The following is a 17,550-nucleotide window of genomic DNA, read 5'->3' on the forward strand; positions in this document are numbered from 1 at the left end:
AACGACAAAGCCGAGCCCTTCGTCTGGACCAAGAAAAAGGTCCGTCAACGCCGCTTCAAAGGCCGCCGTATCACTCAGCTCTGATTCCGGGTACTAGGCCAGATTTTGCGCCGCTTTAACAATGTTGAATTCGGCGCCTCTGCGATTGCGATACGACTGCTTTTCCTTTGGGGGTCTCCCATGTTCGATCCAGCAACGACCGCGCTCCTGCGCGCCGTCCTCGACGAGGTCTGCGAAGACGTTTCGCGCTTCGAATCCGGCACACGCGCCCACGTGGCGTCCAAAATTCTGGAAGCCGCCACGAAAGGTGACACTTTGTCAATCGGCTTGCAAATTTGACCCCTCATCGGCGTCCAATTTTGACCCCTTTGCGCGGCGAGGTTTGCTGGTAGCGCTCGTCTCGTCGGAGCTGGCCGGGATAGCGGAGGCGAGACGAGCACGGGTGGCGTGATCGTCGTCGCGGCTTTTGAACCGCCAGCTATCGTTGCCGGTCTCGACAATGTCGCAGTGATGGGTCAACCGGTCGAGCAGCGCGGTGGTCATCTTGGCGTCGCCGAACACGCTCGGCCATTCGCCGAATGCGAGATTGGTGGTCACGATGACGGAGGCACGCTCATAGAGCCGGCTGACGAGGTGGAAGAGAAGCTGGCCGCCGGACTGGGCAAAGGGCAAATAGCCAAGTTCGTCCAGGACGATGAAGTCCATCCGGGTCAGATGCTCGGCGAGCCGACCTTGCCGTCCGTTGCGGGTCTCGGTCTCGAGGCGATTGACGAGGTCGACCACGTTGAAGAAGCGGCCACGGGCACCGGATCGGATGCAGCTTCTGGCGATTGCGATGGCCAGATGGGTCTTGCCTGTGCCGGTGCCGCCGACCAGCACGACGTTGCGTTGTTGGGCGATGAAGCCGCCGCTGGCGAGGTCATTGACCAGCGTCCGGTTGATCGGCGTGCCGTCGAACTGGAAGTCCTCGAGGTCCTTGGCAAGCGGCAGCTTGGCGATGGTGAGCTGGTACTTGATCGAGCGGGCCTGCTTCTCGTTGATCTCGGCGTTGAGCAGGTCGCCAACGATGCGCTGCGGTTCATGCTGGCGTTTGACGGCAGTCGCCATGATCTCGTCGAAGGCAGCCTTCATGCCGTAGAGCTTGAGCTCACCCATGAGATCGAAGATTTTGGTTCGTTCCATCAGATGGTCCTCCGGAGGTTGTCGTAGCGGGCACAATCGGCGATCGGCGCATGACGAAGCGTCAGCGCGGCCGGCGTCATGATGTTGGCCGGTGGGGCGGGTTCACGTTGACGGGCCAGGATGTTGAGAACGACATCGGCGGAATGGACGCCGTGACTGAGCGCTTCGGCACAGGCCGTTTCCACCGCGGTCAGACCGTCAGTCAGCACCGCGTTGAGGATGTCGACCATCTGCCGATTGCCATCGTCGGTGCTGGTAAGCTTGCGCCGGATCCGCTCGATCGCGGCCGGCAGCACCCAGTCTTTGAAGGGAGCACCATTGCGCAAGGCGCCGGGTTTGCGAGCCAGCACCGGCACATAATGCCACGGGTCGTAGACGGTCTCGCCGCGGCCAAAGGATCGCTGGTGCTCGGCAACGATGCGTCCATCCTGACGGATCACGATGCGGTCGGCATAGGCTTGAACCTCGACCGGTCGTCCGACTGCGCTCGCTGTGACCGAGTACTTGTTGTTGTCGAAGCGCACCAGGCAGGTCTTTGAGACCGACGCCGTCACCGCATGGAAGCCGTCGAAGCGGCCGGCGTAGGGAACGAGCTTGGGTCGTTCGGCTTCGAACACTTCCCAGATCGTCTGATCGACCAGCTCCGGATGACGATGAGCCTTGGCGTAGGCGATGCATTTGTCGAGTAGCCAGGCGTTTAACTCGTCAAGGTTCTTGAACCGCAAGCCGCGGCGTGAAGAAGCGTTCCCTAACCAGCCCGACCTGGTTCTCGACCTGCCCCTTCTCCCAGCCCGACGCCGGCGTACAGGCGACCGGATCGACCAGATAGTGGCTGCACATCTGCAGGAAGCGCCGATTGTAGAGGCGCCCTTTACCGACGAAGATCGTCTCTACGGCGGTCTTCATGTTGTCGTAGATGCCGCGGGTGCAGGTGCCTTTGAACAGGGCGAACGCCCGGTCATGGGCGTCGAACACCATCTCCTGCGTCTCCCGTGGATAGGCCCGCACGAACAGCATGCGGCTGTGACAGAGCCGGACATGGGCGGCCTTCACCATCACCGTGGTGCCGCTCAGCAGGACCACCTCGTGGCTCCAGTCGAACTGATAGGCTTCGCCTGGGGCAAAACTCAGCGGGACATAAGCGGCTGCGGTCGATTGCCCGCGTTCCTTGCTCCAGCGCCTGGCGTAACGCCGCACCGCATCGTAACCGCCGTCGTAGCCCCGCCCGCGCAGCTCCTCGAAGATCCGGATCAACGTCAGCTGTTCACGAACCGATTTAGCCGCGTTCGCCGCCAGCAGCCTCTCAAGCTCTGACGCCCACCGCCCCAGCTTTGGCCGTGGTTGCACCTGCCGCTCGTACTCGAAGGAGGTCTCTCCCGACCTCAGCACCTTGCGGATCGTGTTCCGCGACACCTTCAGGTCACGGGCGATCTCCTTGATCGTCTTGCCCTTGATGAAGTGCTCGCGCCGGATCCGGGCAATCGTCTCCACGATCAGCATCCCCCACCACCTGCTTCGTTCCAAAGCAGGCAGCGCAACAGATCAATCTGTAGGGGGTCAATTTTGGACGCCGATCCCCCGGCTTAGGGGGTCAATATTGCAGGCCGAATGACAGACACTTCGCCGGACAGGCTCAAGCGGATCGGTCGCGACACTCTCCACGAGGCGCCGACGATGTGGCGATAGCGGGGGAGCGGGGGTGTGAACTTCCAGGTCACAGTGCTCAAGATCCTGGTGAGCTATCCGGACGGATTCGCTGTCATGGCGGACCTCAAGCGCGACATGGCCATCCTTGCAACGAGCGGACGGGATTGGGCTGAACGGACCAAGCGGCTCGCCGCGCGGGGGCCGGATCTCGATATCTTCTCGCAAGCGCTGGTCGAGCGCCTGAACGGCGGCTGGCGTATCACCGAGAAGGGGCGCGCGGTGCTCGAGCTCATGGAAGCTCGGCCTTCCGAAGCGGAGCCGGAAAGACAGGCATCCGACGCTGAGCCTTCGCCTCCCGCGGCCGCGGCTCGTCTTCCTGCCTCGACCCGGCTCGGCCGGGATCAACGCCGGCAGCGCCGCCGAGCCACCCGCGAGCGGGCGCGGGCGAAGGCTTCCTGATCTCCTCACGAGCGGCTTCTTCCGAATCTCCGGTCATCCGGGAAAAGCCGGACACAGAGCTTAAGGACCTGCCTCATCCCTCCTTCGAACATGGTTAGTACCTCACTCCTCTGAGTCTGACCGCGGATAGCACGCTATACGCATCGTGCAGCCGCGGGTGCCCGAGCGGCCGACCGCGACGCGACGGCCGCGCTCCTGAGACGGCACGGGGCGGAGATCGCCGACGCGAGCCGGACCGTAGCGGCGCAGCGCCGGGCCTCCGCGGGCTGAGCCCGCCGACACCGATCCGCTGTGCGACGTAAAGCCGTGATTCCGTAAAGGCGGATTTACGGATTTCAGACCGCGAGCGACGCTTGCGCGTGAGGCTGCGCTGCACCCGGGCGACGCTGTATGTTGAACAGGTTAGCAAGGCTACAGCCGTAAGCAAGGCTGGCGATATGCCGCGAGGACGTCTGTTTAGTCAGTCGAACGATTGGGTTTGCGCTGCCTTAGTCCTCGATCTTGTAGTATTTTCAGTTGGAGTTGGGGTGAGGGGGAAGCGCATGTCTGCGCGACGGCGGCTTGGGCGAACAGCTCCTCGCAGGATGACGCACCTCGCAGGAACGAGAAGTGGGAAGTAACCTGAAGCTCGGCGTAGCGGGATGGGCCGGTCATCCGAACACCCCATGCAGAAATCAGCGCTGCGACCCCGTATTGGGATCTTCGCCATCGCCGGAGCGGAAGATCCAATAGCGTTCGCCGGCGTCATCCTCGACCCGGAAATAATCGCGGACGGCAGTCAGCTCGCAATCGCGTCGCCACCATTCGCCGCGCATACGTTCAGGCCCGTCGGCCTGCCGGACGCGACGGCGGATGCCCCGCCAGGTGAAGGAGACGGGCGGATGATCGGGCAGAAGCGCCATGGTCTCGATCGGCTCCGGCGAGGCCAAGAGGCGCGAGGGACGTGGCCAGTGACCGGGCCAGGTCGCGCCGGTCTCGGGCGCCAAGGGCGTCAGCTCACCGGATTTCGCGTCTGCCAGCTTGTCGAGTGTCGATTATCACTCTAGCCTCTCGGAATGAGGGTCAACACGATTCGACGCATGCATCCAGGAACGACTGTCCGGCAGGAATGCATCGAGAAGAACGGGCTAAGCGTGACCGATGCCGCGCGAATCCTCGGTGTCGATCGGCAAACCCTCAGTAACTTGCTGAACGCTCGGTCCGGCATCTCGCCCGAGATGGCTATTCGTTTGGAAAAGGCATTCGGCACATCAGCCCGCGAATGGCTGATCCGGCAGCTCGACTATGAACTGGCCGAGGTCATGCGGCGGGCCAACAAGATTAAGGTCGGGGCTTTCCGTTCATCGACCACGGAAAGCGGGGGAAGTGATGAACGCCGTCGAGATTGAAGAGGCTATATCGAAGCTGGCCGAGCAGCCGTTCGACGCTGAGGAGTTCCCATTCGCCTTCTTGGAAGCCTTCGGAAACAAGGAAACGACCCTCAAGCGCCTGCGCAAGGGCGAGTCGAACAAATCCGACCTCGGCGGCGTCCTTCAGACCAACAACATTCACATCGCCGTCGCTGGGCCCGGCGAGGTGATGAACACACTTGCGGCGTTGAGGGCCAGCCCGGCGACGGCGCGGGCCAAGGCCAAATTCGTCCTGGCGACGGATGGCGACACGCTCGAAGCCGAGGATTTGGCGTCGGGCGAGACGGTCGCCTGCGCCTATGCCGACTTCCCCGACCATTTCGGCTTCTTCCTGCCGCTCGCCGGCATCACCACCGTCAAGCAACTCCGCGACAGCTCTTTCGACATCCGTGCCACCAGCCGCCTGAACCGCCTCTATGTCGAGCTTCTGAAGGACAATCCCGAATGGGGCACAGCCGAGCGCCGCCCCGACATGAATCACTTCATGGCGCGGCTGATCTTCTCCTTCTTCGCCGAGGACACCGACATCTTTGGCGGCACGCGGCGCTTCACCACCACCGTCGAGCAGATGAGCGCCAAGGACTCATCCAACACCCATGAGGTGATCGGCACGCTGTTCCGCGCTATGAATATGAAGGACGCGGAACGGAAGGCGGCGAATATTCCCCGCTGGGCCGACCAGTTTCCCTATGTGAACGGCGGGCTCTTTTCCGGCAGCATGGACGTGCCGCGCTTCAGCCGGATCGCGCGTTCCTATCTTCTCCACATCGGCAATCTCGACTGGACGAAGATCAACCCCGACATCTTCGGCTCGATGATTCAAGCAGTCGCCGAGGACGAGGAGCGTGGCGCGCTCGGGATGCACTATACGAGCGTCCCGAATATCCTGAAGGTGCTGAACCCGCTGTTTCTCGACGACCTGCGCGCGCGGCTCGACGAGGCAGGGGACAATCCCCGCATCTTGCTGAACCTGCGAAAGCGCATGTCGCGGATCAGGGTGTTCGATCCGGCTTGTGGGTCCGGCAATTTCCTCGTCATCGCCTACAAGCAGATGCGGGAGATCGAGGCCACGATCAACACGCGGCGCGGCGAGCCTGACCGGCGCAGTGAAATCCCCTTGACCAACTTCCGAGGGATCGAGCTGCGCAACTTCCCCGCCGAGATCGCACGTCTTGCCCTCATCATCGCCGAGTATCAGTGCGACTTGCTTTATCGGGGCCAGAAGGAGGCATTGCGAGACTTCCTGCCGCTGGACGCCGAGAACTGGATTACCTGCGGAAATGCCCTGCGGCTCGACTGGTTAAGCATCTGCCCACCAGTCGGAACAGGTGTGAAACACCATGCCGACGACCTGTTCCACACACTGCTCGACCAACCTCAGATCGACTTCGAGAACGAGGGTGGGGAAACATACATATGCGGAAATCCGCCGTACGTAGGCGACAAATACCAGACAAGGGAGCAGAAGGACGATCTGAAGGCCTTAGCCGCGAAAGACGTTCGTGCGGTCGATTACATCGCCGGATGGTTCTGGAAGGCTTCCGACTACATCAGAAACGGTGGACGCTTTGCTTTCGTCTCTACCAATTCTATCTGCCAAGGGGTTCAGGTTCCGTTGATCTGGCCAAAAATCATTGCTGCTGGGCAGGCAATTTTTTTCGGTCACAAGGACTTCTTGTGGGGCAACAACGCTGCCAGGAACGCGCAGGTTACGTGCATTATCGTTGGCGTGGCGACATCGGATACCAAACCGAAATGCATATTCGACGGGGGAGAGCGCAAAGAGGTTGAAAACATCAACTTCTATCTGGCGCCGGGCAAGAATATCATTGTCGAAAGAGCGAATGGACCAATCTCCAATGTCGCAATCATGTTTGGTGGTAACATCCCAAGGGACCAGGGCAATCTTCTACTCTCACCCGATGAAGCGAGGGACCTGACGGCCTCATACCCAGTAGCGGCTGAATTTATAAAGCCTATCTTAGGGTCGAACGAGTTCATCAATGGTTTGGAGCGATATTGCCTTTGGATCACTGACGCCCAGGCACCACTCGCTTATTCTATCCCGCCGATCAAGGCGCGGCTTGATCGCATCCGCGAATATCGCTTGCACGGCAGCGAGCGAGGGCGCGCCGGTCTCGATACGCCTTACAAGTTCGAGCGAACGATCTTCGGGAATGACCATACGATCATTATTCCCAGGGTTTCATCGGAACGCCGTGCCTACCTGCCATGCGGATTAGTGTCCGCCGATGTGCGCCTCTCCGATCAGGCGCAGGCGCTCTACGACGCCCCTCTGTGGAACCTCGCGCTGATCGCATCGCGCCTGCATCTTGTTTGGATCGCCGCCGTCTGCGGCAAGCTGGAAACCCGATACCGTTACTCCAATACTCTCGGCTGGAACACGTTCCCTCTGCCAATCACTGGCTTAACCGAAAAGAACAAGACCGACCTGACCCGCTGCGCCGAGGACATCTTGTTGGCGCGCGAGGCGCATTTCCCAGCGACGATCGCCGACCTCTACGACCCGGACAAGATGCCCGCTGATCTGCGCCAAGTCCACGAGCGCAACGACGAGGTGCTTGAGCGTATCTATATCGGCCGCCGGTTCCGAAACGACACCGAGCGGCTGGAAAAGCTGTTCGAGCTTTATTCCAAAATGGCCGCCTCACCCGGCGCAGCGAAGAAACGCAAGGCGGAGGCGCGTGCATGAGCGAGTTCAATCGCATGACGATCGTTGCCGCTGCCGAGGTAACCGCCGACTTCAATTCGCACAGCGATATGGAAGTCTTGGAGGTTCAATGGGGCATTGATGGGCAATGCAGTGCATCTAGCAAATCCGCTCGCGTTGCTAGTTGGGCGAAGCTTGCCTGCGACGAAGAACACGTCGTGATGACCGAGAATGGCCGTGTCTCCCTTGATCGGGCGCTGGTCGAAACCGCAATCACCGCTCCCGAAGCACGCCGAGATTCAGTTTCGTGGAAGAAGCTGGTTGCGGGCCTGCGGTTCGACGGCTTCGAGGTTGTCGAAACGGAGATCAGTGTTGCCGCTAAATATTCTTGGCAGAGCGAAGCCACCAAGAACGTTACAACACTTGTGCGGATGTTGCCGGATGACGTTCCGGGCTTGGATTTTCGCGAAGGAGAGAGCGAAGTTGTCGCCCTCCTAGACCGCAGCGGCTTCGCCGTCGCGAAGGGACATCTGAAACAAGCAGTATCGGCATTTGAGAGAGGCGAATGGTCTTCGGCTAACGGAGAACTGCGCAATTTCTTTGAGAGCTATCTGAACGAGACTGCCGTCGCTCTTGGCTATGTCGGCGGAGGCGACAGCAAGGCGAAGCGCGATTTTCTTGGCGATAGCGTGCCGCCGTTCTTGCTCGCGGACTATAACGAGTGGAATGCAAACAATCAGAAACCCCAATACGTTCAGGGGTTGATGAGCCGGATGCACCCGCATGGTGGGCATCCGGGGCTATCCGAAGAAGAAGATGCGACCTTCCGGCTTCAGATAACACTGATAACCGCCCGCCTTTTCCTTCGCCGATTTAGTCAACGAAAGGCGGTTTGATATGGTCGGCACTGTCCCCTCCGTCTCCGTTTCCTACGCTCGCAGCGGTTCTTCGACCAAGGCCAACGCGCTTGGAATGCGGCCGATGCAGGAGCGCGCCTATGAGAAGCGGGGCGAACAATACCTTCTCATCAAGTCGCCACCCGCGTCAGGCAAGAGCCGCGCGCTCATGTTCGTCGCCCTCGATAAGCTCCACAATCAGGGGCTCAAGCAGGCAGTCATCGTCGTGCCGGAAAAATCCATCGGCGCCAGCTTCAACGACGAGCCGCTGATGCAGTTTGGATTTTGGGCTGATTGGACCGTCGCCCCAAAATGGAACCTGTGCAACGCACCAGGGTCGGACAATGGCGGCAAGGTCAACTCCGTAGAGGGGTTCCTAAAAAGCGACGACAAGGTGCTGGTCTGCACCCACGCCACCTTTCGCTTCGCAGTGGACAGGTTCGGGGTGGAAGCGTTCGACGATCGGCTGATCGCCGTGGACGAATTCCATCATGTCTCCGCTAACCCCGACAACAAGCTCGGCCTGCATCTCGGCCAGTTTATTGCCCGCGACCGCGTGCATGTCCTCGCGATGACCGGATCCTATTTCCGGGGTGACGCCGAAGCCGTGCTCGCTCCGCAGGACGAGTCGAAGTTCGATACCGTCACCTACACCTACTATGAGCAGCTCAACGGGTACGAATATCTGAAGCGGCTCGATATCGGCTATTTCTTCTATTCGGGTTCCTATGCCGAGGACATCGTCAACGTGCTCGATCCAGCCGAAAAGACGATTATTCACATCCCTTCCGTCAATTCGCGCGAGAGCACGAAGGACAAGATTAGGGAGGTCGAGCACATCATCGAGGAATTGGGCGAATGGCAGGGAACCGACCCCGCGACGGGCTTCCAGTTGGTCAAGACACTGGGAGGCCGTGTCCTCCGCATTGCCGACTTGGTCGATGACGACGCTGTCAAGCGGGACCGGGTTGCGGCCGCGCTGAAAGACCCGACGCAGAAGAACAACCGGGACCATGTGGACATCATCATCGCCCTCGGTATGGCGAAGGAAGGCTTTGATTGGATTTGGTGCGAGCACGCGCTGACGGTTGGCTATCGGTCGAGCCTTACCGAGATCGTACAGATCATCGGGCGCGCCACACGCGATGCGCCGGGCAAGACTCGCGCGCGCTTCACCAATCTGATTGCTGAGCCAGACGCCTCGGAGGAAGCCGTCACCGAGGCAGTCAACGACACCCTCAAGGCCATCGCGGCGAGCCTTCTCATGGAGCAGGTGCTTGCCCCTCGGTTCGAGTTCAAGCCGAAGAATCCTCAGAGTGGGCCGACGCCCGGCTTCGATTATGGTGAGGATGGCTACGATCCAGAAAAGACCAATGTCGGCTTCAACGAGGCGACGGGGCAGTTTGAGATCGAAATCAAGGGCCTTGTAGCGCCGAAGAGCGAGGAGGCACAGCGCATCTGCCAGCAGGACTTGAATGAAGTCATTGCCGCCTTCGTGCAGGACAAGACGACGATCGAACGCGGACTTTTCGATCCCGAGTTGGTGCCGGAGGAGTTGACACAGCTCCGCATGGGCAAGATCATCAAGGACAAGTTCCCCGACCTGGACGAGGAAGATCAGGAGGCAGTGCGCCAGCACGCTGTCGCCGCGCTCAATCTCACGCAGAAGGCGAAGGAAGTCGCCTTGGGTGGAGTCGGGGATGACGGCGAGAAGAGTCCGAACACCGCCTTTGTCGACGGCGTCCGCAAGTTTGTGAATGTCCACGACCTCGACATCGACCTGATCGACCGGATCAATCCTTTCGGCGAAGCCTATGCCATCCTCGCCAAGACCATGAGCGAGGAGAGCCTGAAGCAGGTTGCGGCCGTGATCGGGGCCAAGCGCGTCAACCTGACAATCGAGGAAGCGCGCGAGCTTGCTAAGCGGGCATTGAGGTTCAAGCAGGAGCGTGGTCGGCTCCCCTCAATCACCTCGCCCGACGCCTGGGAAAAGCGCATGGCTGAAGGCGTGGCTTTCCTTCAACGCATGAAGGCGGAGGCAGTGCGTGGCTAAGGGATTCACCGACGAGGATGACGCCCTTCTCGAAGAGCTTGGCGTTGAGGTCGAGGGGAAGAAGGAGTCGAGCCGGACGCCGCGCGAAGAGCGCGTCATCGCTGGCTTCGAGGAGATTCAGCGTTTCGTCGAGCAACATGGTCGTACCCCGCAGCACGGGGAGGATCGCGACATCTTCGAGCGGTTATATGCCGTGCGCCTCGATCGCCTTCGCGAGCTTCCCGACTGCCGGGCCGTGATTAAACCTCTCGATCGTCTGGGGCTTGTCGCGAGTGCTGAGCCTGCCGCGGATAGCGCCCCAGACGAACTGAGCGATGACGAGCTTCTGGCGCAGCTCGGGGTAGACACTGCGGAGCCGGCCGACATCACGGAGCTTCGTCACGTTCGATCAGCTGCGGAGAAGCGTGCGGCGGAGGAAGTCGCCAACCGCCAGACATGCGACGATTTCGATATCTTCAGGCCGCTCTTCGAGCAGGTTCAGAAGGAACTTAGCTCCGGTCTTCGGCAGACTCGCCGCTTCGAGCGAAAGTCCGAGATCGTGCCTGGCCGATTCTATATTCTCGGTGGCCAGAAGGCCTATGTCGCGACGATGGAGCAGCCTGCCACCAACGAACACGGTAACATCGACGCCCGGCTTCGCGTGATCTTCGACAACGGGACAGAGAGCAATTTGCTGATGAGGTCCCTTCAGAAGGCACTTCAACAGGATCCTGCTGGTCGGCGTATTGTTGAGCCCTCGGCAGGCCCGCTATTCTCTGATCAGAACGAGGACGGGGACGAGGCAAGCGGCATCGTCTATGTGCTGCGCAGCCAATCTGATCATCCGGCCCTCGCGACTCATCGTGATGTCCTGCACAAGATTGGCGTGACAGGCGGCGACGTCGCGCGGCGCATCGCCAACGCCCGACTCGATCCAACCTTCCTTATGGCAGATGTCGAGGTCGTCGCGACCTACGAGTTGTTCAACATCAACCGCGCCCGGCTTGAGAACCTGATCCACCGGATTTTTGGGCTCGCCCGCCTCGACGTTGAAATCAAAGACCGCTTCGGCATGCCAATCATTCCGAGGGAATGGTTTCTTGTGCCGCTTTTCGTGATCGATGAAGCGGTTGAGAGAATTAGAGACGGCACCATAACCGGTTACGTTTATGATCCAAAATCCGCACGTCTCATCCGAGGCGCCAAGCAACAAAGCTGAGAAAGGCACATCAAGGCTTGAATGTCGTCCGCGACCAACGGCGCGCGAGCGAGGAGACCGGGAGTTTGTAGCCGTCTCGTGACGGGTTAAGTGATCGGTGTGCTGGTAATTTCAGACGGCGAGGCGAGGGGCGCGGCTTGCGACATATCGACGAATACATGTTTTATCCGGATAACGTGGCTGCCGCTCTGCGCCAAAGCGCCTTCCAGGACAGCTAGAGCTAGGGAATGCGCGGATTCGGCCGTCAGACCAGCTGGCTCGCCATATGTCTTTCGAATTCGCGCATCCACTGCATCGACGACGGCAGAGGCCGGAAGGGCCAACACATAGCCAAGCATGAATCCCCAATCATGGCCGGTAGCGTACTGCCCTGTCGCGAAGCGATCGACGCCCTGAGTAACATAGCTTCCGTTAAGAGTAGGGTCGCCGGCCCGAACACGCTTGCATTCGACGGCTACGTAGGCGTCCTCATCTCCAAATTGATGCAGAAACTGCAAGGTGATGTCGATCCGACCTAGGATGGTCGGATCGTTGGTCGCCATGTCCTCAAGCTCATGTTCGCCCCGAACCTGAAGATTCGTCAATCCAAGGGATTTCTTGACGCGGCGCACCGCCTTCCGAACGACCATCGTGGTTGGCACTTCGAGCATGCCAGGAGTGAGATGCGGCCTCGCTTCATCGCATCCCCGGCAAAGAAGATCGAGGACTGTGGCAATCTGATCGCCGGATAGCGAGAACGCTGGAAGACCAAAAGGCGCGTCAGGCGTGAGCAACGGCATCCCCCCTCCGTAGCCAATGGTCGGCTAGGATGACGTCCGCATCGTTCAGGCCGGCGGTCCGACTCCAATTTCGGACCTCGCTTGGTTTCAAAATGAAGAGATCGCCTGATCCATACAGTCTGATTTGCCGTCGTTCATTGAGGTAAGGCGGTATCGCTGCATCGAACTGACCTCGTAGCAATGCCGCCAACGCGTCGAGCTCGGCCGGATCTCCGTCCCGCACTACCGGTTCCCGCCCGGGGCCGCCGCTAGCCATAAGGAACCGGACCGCCGTGACGCCGGGGACTCCAGAAGCCAAGTCGCCTTTAGTTAGGCGTGCCGGATAGACGACCGCTTCTAGGTGCCGCTCGTTTCGAGCGCGCAGATAGGCGTCGACGGTTTGCGCAACCTGACGGGCGTATGCTCGCAAAGCAGTAGCATTCGGGGGAGTGATGAGGCCGGCGCGCTCGCTCCGGTTCTCGAAGATGAGATAACGCGCGCGCTCGACACTATCGCGAGCTAGGGTCCGCTCGTCAGCATCTAGTTCATATACGTCGAACACCGCTTCATCGAGCGCGGTGAGGCAGGCTGAGCTTGACGGGTCAGCCGCAACTTTCTTTTCGGCTCTTATTAGCTCGGCAAGCAGTTCGCGATCGACTTCAGTCAGATCAGGGATCCGCAGAGACAGAAGGTCGTGCGGCTCAACGGTCGGGCGCTCCAACCCCCAGGTCGGCCCGCCGAAGGCAAACTGAAAGGCCGTGAGGCTCGAGTTAAGGATTCCGCTCAGCGCGAAAGCGTATTTCGTCTCGGTGCCCACGAAGGAAACACCGTAAAAATTTTGCGTGAACAGCACATCGTCTTGACTGACAGCAGCGCTGTAGCGTCCGCGTTGTGCGCCGGATTCATTGCCAACCTTTGAGCAGAGCAAGAGCGGACCGCGAAATATGGACTCGCGCCGTGGTCGATGAAGCGTCTTGTGCGTGAATTTGTCGAGCGAATCCCAATCGAGACGGAACGCTGAGAATTTTTCAGGCGTGACAACCTTCAGACGGCGGTAAGCGGCGGGTGGCGTATTCGCGTCACCTCGAACTTGGAATCCTTGACCTCTATTGGCGATGGGATCGCGCTGGAGCGTGTTTAGGAGTGCGTCAAAGCGTGGAAACTCATTCTCAAGTCGCTCGATCAGCCAGCCGTCGCGAACCGTGCCGAATGTTGCGGCTTTAAGGATCGGTGGTGCGGCGAGCACCCGCTTAAGCGGGATGGAACGGATTTCGCCGGGCCCGAGACCGAAAACGCCCGTGCGACGAAAATCGGGCGTCCAAGGAATAGATCCAACCAGCATGCGGTCGGATTGAGGTCCAAGCCCGCATCGAGCGAAAAAGAGTATTGCGGGACCGATTGCATCGGGGAAGAGGTCCTCCCGACGAAGGTAAGAGAGGTTGATTAGCGCGACGGGCGCGAGGCGTTCAAACAGATGATTCCGGGCAGCGACAGCGTGAACATCCTTAGAGAAGAACGGTGTCGCCTTCATTACCATGCCGACACGACCGCTTTCTCCGGCTAGGTCTGCCCCCAGTGACAGAAATGCTTGGTCAGGGCTCCGTCGCGGGCGAAGCGTCGATGTGTCTGAAGCGCGTCGTCTTTCGGCACCGCCGTCCTTTTTCACGAACGTCCATGGAGGGTTACCTACAACGGCGTCGAAATGGCGGTTCACGATTTGAGTGGGCAAATTATCGCCGAGCGAATCCGCCTCGAATAGCGTGGTATCGATTAGACGATCGAATTTCAGATCGCGGATATTGCTGATCGGCTGCTCGTCCAGTTCGAGTGCGGCCAGATATAGGCTGAAGGCGGCGATACCAAGAGCTGCGCGGTTGATATCGATGCCGAATAGCTGCGTGTAGAGGATGTGGCGAACGAGTTCCCGGCTGGCCGGCTTCCCCTCCGCCGCGCGCCAGACTAGCCGCCGAAATGCTTCGACCAAAAATGCGCCTGACCCACAGGCCGGATCGATTACGGCAGCGTTTGCCGCCAAGCCCTCGAAGACCGGATCAAGCGCTAGATGGACGAGCTCGATGGGCGTGTAGTGGAGGCCCTGAGATCGCGCTTCGTCGGCGGCGCTCGTGCGCGCAAACTGTTGGTAGATCGAACTGATGAGATCAACAGGGATTGCGTTGAAGCGGAACCGGAATAGGCGCCCCTGTCCGAGACGCTCTGGTATAAGACTTCGCCCCTCCACGAAATCGCGAATGAGTTCTAGGTGCTTGGATGTCAGCTGTTCTCGCTCGGCCCCGGGGTCGTCCATTGGAAACAGGTCGCCGTTGAAGGTTGTCCGCAGCCAATCGAACAGAGCGAAGGCATTCGAAGGCGTCGCGAACATCGCACTCAGATCGGCAGGGACATTCTTTGGTAAAAAGGGTTGGGCGATCCCACGATCTAATAGGTACCAAGTGAAAATGCAGCGCCCGATAAACCGTTGCGCGATATCGCGTGCATGAGCCAAGGCGCGTTCAGTTTGCGGAACACTCAGGTCCGTAAGGCGATCCTCCAGCGCGGAGATCTCCGCTAGTAACTCTCGGTCGACGCGATGGCGTCGGTTGATGCTCGATCCGATGGCGCTCGACCAGAAAGCACCTGTCTCAGTGGCGACACGTCCACACTGGACGTCCAGCGCGCGAAGGCGCTCGCCTGACTGGAGCACGAAACGGTCGATGGCCTGCGGTGCATGCTTCGGTTGTCCGCCAGTTTGCTCTGGGGATGCGTAGCAATCGTAAAGCCGCACATCCGTAGGCGTGACGATCCACAAAAGCGGTGCGACGCCGACGTTCCACGCCGCCTCGTGCCACCGACGAAGATCCTCGTCGGAAGGTTCGGTGGCTCCAGCATCCTTGAAGATGCTCGTGGGTGCGCTTTGGGCCGAGAAGACTGCGTCTGCTTGCAAGCCGACCCGCTCGTCGAAGAACACTGCGCGCATCTTCGCTGCGCGCGGGTCGTCAGCTCGCACTAATCCAGGGGCCGCACGCCCGTTGGCACCGAGGTATCCGGTCGCCTCCAGCACCTGTTTATAAGCGGCGCTGGTCAAGCCAACCTCCGGCGCGGAGTCGATGCGGCTTCGCGAGCTTTTCCAGCTCTAGCGGCGTTCACACCAATGGTGGCCACGTCGATCGGGCGGCCGACGAACAGTTCTAGTTGCCCTGACAACTGGGTGGGATGGGGTAACGAGAAGCCGGCAGATAGGGCTTCGAGATGAGATTGCAGGCGGATGACGACGGCGTCTTCAGCCAACGGAGGGCCGTCCGCATCCTCCACAAGGGACCAACCACTGCCACCTCGGAGAATCAGTGATTTGCCCCAAAGCGCGATGAAGGATGTGCGCTGCAGCCCGGCTTTGAGACTGGCGAAGAGAGTCTGATGTGGCTGGAGCTCGAAATGAAAACGGTCACGGAGGAGGACGGCGACGCGAAGCAGCAGGATCGTCTGCCAGGTGAACTGGGCTGGCGAGCCCTTTCCCTTTGGCGGAAGGTCGGCCGGAATAAGGGCACGGCGGCTCGTCCACTCTCGCAGTGTCACAGTCGAGAGCCCTGTAAGCAGCGTCGCAGTAGGTGTCGTTACAAACCGCATAGTTCCCCAGGAGATCGAGTCTCGTACCCGACTTATCAGGAGAACGGGTATCAGACTCGATCTCTGTCGTAAATGACGCGAAGGCCGGGATCCAGGAAACGAGGTGGGGCTGGGTTTCTCCGCGGACCTGGGAAAGCCGCGAGAACGCCTTCCCGGATGGCTAGGCGATCCCACGTTGCCTTGGCGCGTCAACGGGAGGGGCGTCATCGAGCGGGGGCGATGGTGCAACAAGCTGTTGCACAACCCATGCCCAAGGGTGGATATGGACGGCGTCAAGCTCATGCAGCCATCTTCACGCGCTTCTTGGCGAGCATCGAGCGGACGAACTTGTCCCATTTCGCCATGCCGGCGCGTTTCTCCGCCATATAGTTCCAGCGGTCGTAATGCTTGGAGCTGACGTCCTGAAGCGCATGGTTCTGCAAGCGGTCACGAATCTCCTTCGGGATGCCGGCCTTGCCCGCCAGGGTCTTGAAGGTTCTCCGCAGATCGCGGTTTGTCACATAGGGGATCACGCCGCGGTCCCGCTGACGCCACATGAACGAATAAAGAGTGCCGTGGCTGACGGGCTTCGACGGGTCCTTTGCTGAAGGGAAGAACCAGCCGTATTCGTTGACGTTGACGGCTGAGATCAGCTCCGCAGCCAGATCCGGCACCGGCACGGCATGGGGCTGGTCGTTCTTAGTCCTGGACCAGTCGATTATTTTCTCCTTGGCGTCCCACTGGTCGATGTGGAGGCTCGCGATCTCCTCGACCCGCTGCCCGGTCAGCATGAGGATTCGAACCGCGCGAGTATATGGCGGGTGGACAGGCGTATCGGGGCACTCCAGCCATCGATAGAGTCGGACGAACTCGTCCTCGTCGAGCCAGCGCGTGCCCTTGACCTTCGGTTCGGTCGGAATGCCCGTCGCCGGATTGAAGGGGATACGGAAGCGTCGAGCGGATTGCTGCCGATAGTCGTTGTCCGACTTCATGCCCCAGCTAAAGGCGGCGTGGAGGTAGGACCGCACATGGTCGGCCATCGACTTGGCTCCGCGTTCGTAGATCGGTCGGATCAGTTCGATGATCTCCTCTGACTCGATCTCGCGGGCGAGGCGGTTGCGCCCGAGAGTGTCCGCAATCTTGTTCAGCCCCTTTTCGGTTTCTTTCCATGAGGGTTTGTCCGCAGCCTTGAGCGACGCGACATAGCCCTCAAACAGATCGGCCACGGTGCCAGGGCGCGTGTCGGTCGCGATCTTGATGCTTCGGCCCTTCTGAATCACGTCAGCAAAGTCGCGCTTGAAGATCTCTCGCGCCTGCGCGAGCGACATTGAAGGGTAGGCGCCGAGCTTCTTCTTGGTGCGCTTCCCATCGCGCCACTGCTGCGCCATCCAATCGGCAGTGACGCGCTTCGGCATGGGCTTGAGAACCAGAACGAGACGACCGGTGCCGCGCCCTTCGCCGTCGGCGAGGTTTTCTTGCTTCTGGCTCATCTCGACGCGCTTCAGCGCATGGCGGATCGCTGTGTCGGTCAGGCTTGGCATGGCGTTCCTCCTGGTCCCCAACTGGGATCGGTCGAGGAGAAACGGGGATCGTTTGCTGGGATCGGAAAGCCGCTTTCAACCCCTCTAACCGCCCCCAATTTGTCATAACCGCCCCCTGTACGCAATGCGCAAAAAT

Annotated in this window: 12 protein-coding genes and 2 pseudogenes; 7 read left to right on the top strand and 7 right to left on the bottom strand. The window is 60.1% G+C overall.

Annotated features, from left to right (window positions below; genetic code table 11):
- Nucleotides 1-180 precede the first annotated feature (180 nt).
- The gene (locus QQL28_RS28815) at nt 181-339 is read left to right on the top strand and encodes a hypothetical protein (protein WP_284270910.1); all 159 of its coding nucleotides are present in this window, start codon (nt 181-183) and stop codon (nt 337-339) included.
- Here QQL28_RS28815 and istB read toward each other — a convergent pair.
- Together istB and istA are read right to left on the bottom strand one after the other, a co-directional pair.
- A complete protein-coding gene (istB, locus tag QQL28_RS28820) occupies nt 319-1,182 on the bottom strand; it encodes an IS21-like element helper ATPase IstB (protein ID WP_348522529.1) in 864 nt (287 codons plus the stop codon). The two genes, QQL28_RS28815 and istB, sit on opposite strands and share 21 nt — an antisense overlap.
- A pseudogene (gene istA, locus QQL28_RS28825) lies at nt 1,148-2,682 on the bottom strand (IS21 family transposase). The gene istB and the pseudogene istA overlap by 35 nt, the downstream one beginning before the upstream one ends.
- Nucleotides 2,683-2,883: 201 nt before the next feature.
- On the opposite strand from istA, the gene QQL28_RS28830 reads away from it, so the two are divergent.
- Nucleotides 2,884-3,288 (top strand): hypothetical protein, encoded by a 405-nt coding sequence (locus QQL28_RS28830; RefSeq protein ID WP_284270911.1) that lies wholly within the window; start codon nt 2,884-2,886, stop codon nt 3,286-3,288.
- Nucleotides 3,289-3,962: 674 nt separating this feature from the next.
- Here QQL28_RS28830 and QQL28_RS28835 read toward each other — a convergent pair.
- A pseudogene (locus QQL28_RS28835) lies at nt 3,963-4,283 on the bottom strand (DUF6504 family protein); the annotation flags it as partial.
- A gap of 84 nt (nt 4,284-4,367) precedes the next feature.
- On the opposite strand from QQL28_RS28835, the gene QQL28_RS28840 reads away from it, so the two are divergent.
- The 5 genes from QQL28_RS28840 to QQL28_RS28860 are packed head-to-tail and all read left to right on the top strand — an operon-like array spanning nt 4,368 to nt 11,515.
- Nucleotides 4,368-4,676 carry a HigA family addiction module antitoxin gene (locus QQL28_RS28840; RefSeq protein WP_348522530.1) on the top strand — a complete coding sequence of 103 codons (309 nt, stop codon included), beginning with the start codon at nt 4,368-4,370 and terminating at the stop codon, nt 4,674-4,676.
- A complete protein-coding gene (locus QQL28_RS28845; RefSeq protein ID WP_284270912.1) occupies nt 4,657-7,410 on the top strand; it encodes a class I SAM-dependent DNA methyltransferase in 2,754 nt (917 codons plus the stop codon). Before QQL28_RS28840 ends, QQL28_RS28845 begins: the two co-directional genes overlap by 20 nt.
- Nucleotides 7,407-8,264 (top strand): hypothetical protein, encoded by an 858-nt coding sequence (locus QQL28_RS28850; protein ID WP_284270913.1) that lies wholly within the window; start codon nt 7,407-7,409, stop codon nt 8,262-8,264. The genes QQL28_RS28845 and QQL28_RS28850 overlap by 4 nt, the downstream gene beginning before the upstream one ends.
- A 1-nt stretch (nt 8,265) precedes the next feature.
- Nucleotides 8,266-10,317 (top strand): DEAD/DEAH box helicase family protein, encoded by a 2,052-nt coding sequence (locus QQL28_RS28855; RefSeq protein ID WP_284270914.1) that lies wholly within the window; start codon nt 8,266-8,268, stop codon nt 10,315-10,317.
- Nucleotides 10,310-11,515, top strand: coding sequence for a GIY-YIG nuclease family protein (locus tag QQL28_RS28860; protein WP_284270915.1), 1,206 nt, complete (start codon nt 10,310-10,312; stop codon nt 11,513-11,515). The genes QQL28_RS28855 and QQL28_RS28860 overlap by 8 nt, the downstream gene beginning before the upstream one ends.
- 86 nt (nt 11,516-11,601) lie before the next feature.
- Here the strand turns inward: QQL28_RS28860 and QQL28_RS28865 are convergent, their stop codons facing one another.
- From QQL28_RS28865 to QQL28_RS28880, 4 genes are all read right to left on the bottom strand, one after another.
- Nucleotides 11,602-12,294: a hypothetical protein gene (locus QQL28_RS28865; protein WP_284270916.1), complete on the bottom strand. Its 693-nt coding sequence runs from the start codon at nt 12,292-12,294 to the stop codon at nt 11,602-11,604.
- Complete coding sequence (locus tag QQL28_RS28870) at nt 12,275-15,355, bottom strand: HsdM family class I SAM-dependent methyltransferase (protein ID WP_284270917.1); 3,081 nt, start codon at nt 15,353-15,355, stop codon at nt 12,275-12,277. The genes QQL28_RS28865 and QQL28_RS28870 overlap by 20 nt, the downstream gene beginning before the upstream one ends.
- Nucleotides 15,352-15,843 (bottom strand): hypothetical protein, encoded by a 492-nt coding sequence (locus tag QQL28_RS28875; protein ID WP_284270918.1) that lies wholly within the window; start codon nt 15,841-15,843, stop codon nt 15,352-15,354. The genes QQL28_RS28870 and QQL28_RS28875 overlap by 4 nt, the downstream gene beginning before the upstream one ends.
- A gap of 329 nt (nt 15,844-16,172) precedes the next feature.
- Complete coding sequence (locus QQL28_RS28880; protein WP_284270919.1) at nt 16,173-17,414, bottom strand: tyrosine-type recombinase/integrase; 1,242 nt, start codon at nt 17,412-17,414, stop codon at nt 16,173-16,175.
- Nucleotides 17,415-17,550: the final 136 nt, after the last annotated feature.

This window comes from Bradyrhizobium iriomotense (assembly GCF_030160715.1).
Classification (GTDB): domain Bacteria; phylum Pseudomonadota; class Alphaproteobacteria; order Rhizobiales; family Xanthobacteraceae; genus Bradyrhizobium; species Bradyrhizobium iriomotense.